The 2,845-nt window shown below is 69.6% G+C and carries 4 protein-coding genes and 1 pseudogene; 2 read left to right on the forward strand and 3 right to left on the reverse strand.

The window, feature by feature from the left end; translation table 11 throughout:
* On the forward strand, positions 1-524 hold a 524-nt coding region (locus ACOADB_RS12385), incomplete at its 5' end, for an SDR family NAD(P)-dependent oxidoreductase (RefSeq protein WP_378598779.1).
* Positions 521-1,360 (forward strand): SDR family NAD(P)-dependent oxidoreductase, encoded by an 840-nt coding sequence (locus ACOADB_RS12390; RefSeq protein WP_378598782.1) that lies wholly within the window; start codon positions 521-523, stop codon positions 1,358-1,360. The genes ACOADB_RS12385 and ACOADB_RS12390, both read left to right, overlap by 4 nt.
* A gap of 69 nt (positions 1,361-1,429) precedes the next feature.
* On the opposite strand, the gene ACOADB_RS12395 is transcribed toward ACOADB_RS12390, so the two are convergent.
* The 3 genes and pseudogenes from ACOADB_RS12395 to ACOADB_RS12405 all read right to left on the reverse strand — a co-directional run.
* Positions 1,430-1,891: a hypothetical protein gene (locus ACOADB_RS12395; protein ID WP_378598785.1), complete on the reverse strand. Its 462-nt coding sequence runs from the start codon at positions 1,889-1,891 to the stop codon at positions 1,430-1,432.
* A 13-nt stretch (positions 1,892-1,904) separates the two neighbouring features.
* A complete protein-coding gene (locus tag ACOADB_RS12400; RefSeq protein ID WP_378598788.1) occupies positions 1,905-2,321 on the reverse strand; it encodes a hypothetical protein in 417 nt (138 codons plus the stop codon).
* 317 nt (positions 2,322-2,638) lie between these two features.
* Positions 2,639-2,845: pseudogene (locus ACOADB_RS12405) on the reverse strand (polyketide cyclase); the annotation flags it as partial.

Genomic DNA, 2,845 nt, shown 5'->3' on the forward strand with positions numbered 1-2,845 from the left:
ACTGCGCGGGCGTCAGCACGCTGTCCCGCGTCGTCGACCACGACGCGGCCGAGTGGCGGCGCGTCGTCGACGTCTGCCTGACCGGCGCCTTCCTCGTGCTCAAGCACGCCGGGAAGCGCATCGCCGACGGCGGCTCGCTCGTGTCCCTGTCGTCGCTCAATGCCCGTCAGCCGGGCACCGGCCTGGCGGCGTACTGCGCAGCGAAGGCGGGCCTCGTCGCCCTCACCGAGGTCACCGCACTGGAGCTCGGGCCCCGCGGCGTCCGGGTCAATGCGGTCGCGCCCGGCCTGGTCGTCACCCCGCTGACCGCACCGGCCATGGACATCGCCGGGATCCGCGACGAGTACCTCGAGAACACCCCGCTCGGCCGTTCGGGAGAACCGTCCGAGATCGGCGCCGCTGTCCGCTTCCTGCTCTCCGACGACGCCGCGTGGATCACGGGCGAGGTGCTCGCCATCAACGGCGGCGCCCACCTCAAGCGCTACCCCGACCTCGTCGGGCTGATCGAGAAGGCCTTCGCATGAGCGCCCCCGACCTCACCGGCAAGACGGCGATCGTCACCGGGGGCGGCTCCGGGATCGGCGCCGCGCTGACCCGGGCCCTCGTGGGCGCCGGCGCGCACGTCGTGTGTGCGGACGTCGACCTCGCCAGCGCCGAGTCGGTGGCTCGTACGGCGACCGGGCTCGGCTCCGCGACCGCTCGCCGGGTCGACGTCACCTCCCCCGACGACGTGCAGCAGGCCGTCGACGCAGTGGTCGCCGAGCGCGGGCACCTGGACCTGATGTTCAACAACGCCGGCATCACCTTCCTCGGCAACACCGAGGACCTCACGCTCGACCAGTGGAACGCGATCATCGACGTCAACATCCGCGGCGTCGTCCACGGCGTGCACGCGGCGTACCCGCAGATGATCAGGCAAGGCTCCGGCCACATCGTCAACACGGCATCGATGGGCGGACTGATGGCGGCCGGCCTGATGACGTCGTACGTCACCACCAAGCACGCGGTGGTCGGGCTGTCCCTGGCGTTGCGGACCGAGGCAGCGGCGTACGGCGTCGGCGTCACCGCGGTCTGTCCGGCGGCCGTCGACACCCCGATCCTCGACAAGGGCGAGTTCGGCGCGTTCCGCGGCCGCGACTTCTACCTCGAGGGCCAGGGCATCAAGAACCCCGTCGACCCCGACCTGTTGGCCCTGCGCGCCCTCGAGGCGGTGGCCGCCGACCGGGCGCTGGTCATCGAGCCGCGGCAGGCCCGGATGGCCTGGCGGATCGGTCGGCTCGCACCCACCTTCGTGAACAAGATGGCCACGAAGTTCATCGCGAAGCAGCGGGCGCTCAGCTCGACCGGTTCATCGTCCTGACGCCAGCCAGCAGTTGGGCAAGCGGCTCAGGAACCACACCCGCGGATGGCGCGTCGCGCCGGGGAGCGGTTACTGGTCGTGGAGGGCGGAACTGGGCTCCGATCGGAGCCAACCCGGGGACGCTCGTAGGTGTTGCCGGAGCTTGCCGGCCACGAGGTGCAGCACCGTGGGGCCGACCAACCAACCCACGATCGGCACCATCACTGTGGACGGGTCGGCACTCTGCCCGTCGATCTGCCCCGACCAACCCAGCATGAACACCGCGACCCACCACAGTGGCACCAAGACGGCAAGTTCGAGCACGACGGCGAACAACCGGCCGGCGGCTCCCGCCTCAGCCGAGGCAGTGAGCGCGCCGTCAAGAAGCCCCGCCATTGCACCGAGCGCCACCGCCGGCACGAGCAACGCAGCCCACACCCATCCCTCGAAATCCAAGACTGGGCCCCAGTGCAACGGACCCGAGAGGACCAGCAGCAAGACCGCGCCCAGCGCCGCCAGAACGAGGTGGCGGATCAGGCCTTCGCGCTCCATCAGCACTCGCAATCTAATTCCGGACATCGCTGCGGTGGCAGATCAGGCCCGCCCACACCCTGACGGGAATCGTCGCGACACCTACGGTCACGGCGTGAAGGGACGCCGTGCACCCGAACATGAGCCAGGCGAACTCGATCTCGAACGTCTCGACGGGGCTGTCGTCGCCAGCGAATCGGCCGGCCATGAACAACACCGAGAACCAGACCGCCATCGCGACCGCTGGAATCGTGGCCACGATCGCGACAGGCCATCGGCTGCGGCTGCGTCTCAGCGTCCAGCCCACGACCATCGCAAACGGAATCGTGAACAGCGCGGTGACAAGCCAGCCGGGGTCCCCGACTGTTCCAGGCGGCGTTTGTTCCAGCCCGAAGGTTGCGACTTCTCGGACCTCGACGCGCCAGATGTGAGCTCCACCGACAAGCCACATGGACGCCACGATCGCGACGAGGAGTGCGGCAGGAGCCAGTCGCTTCCCGCCGGTCGGGACGGGTCCTTGCTCGGGCTGCATGGGTGGAGCCTCGCGGTTCTGGCGCACCTTGGGCAGGGTTGCTGTACTCAACTCGCTCGAGGACCCAAGGACCGAGGAAGCCTGATGGCCGACAGCCCTGCCATCAACACGACCGCGCGGCCTCCGACACGGGCCTCTGATCAGGCCGAGTTGTCCACAGGTGGGGGTTTCGAGGCTCGTCGCTACGCTCCTCGCACCTCAACCACCGGCGGTCACGCGCACCCAGCGCCTCGCACTCAACCAGCGAGCACGTGCCGCGCCAACCCCTCGCGACAACCCGCCATCATCCGGTCGTGGTTCCACGTCATCACCGGGCGGGCGATCCCCGACAGGGCCCCCAACACTCCGGACACCACCACCTCCTGCTGGAAGTCGAGCCGGGTGCCGCCTGTCGTCGCCGCGAGTGCAAACCGGGCGTACCCCTCGAGGTCACCGCTGAGCCT

Source organism: Nocardioides sp. CPCC 206348 (genome assembly GCF_048654705.1).
Taxonomy (GTDB): domain Bacteria; phylum Actinomycetota; class Actinomycetes; order Propionibacteriales; family Nocardioidaceae; genus Nocardioides.

Coding starts and splice junctions, on each gene's coding strand:
- ACOADB_RS12390 (WP_378598782.1), top strand. CDS start 521: ATGAGCGCCCCCGACCTCACCGGCAAGACGGCGATCGTCACCGGGGGC.
- ACOADB_RS12395 (WP_378598785.1), bottom strand. CDS start 1,891: ATGGAGCGCGAAGGCCTGATCCGCCACCTCGTTCTGGCGGCGCTGGGC.
- ACOADB_RS12400 (WP_378598788.1), bottom strand. CDS start 2,321: ATGTGGCTTGTCGGTGGAGCTCACATCTGGCGCGTCGAGGTCCGAGAA.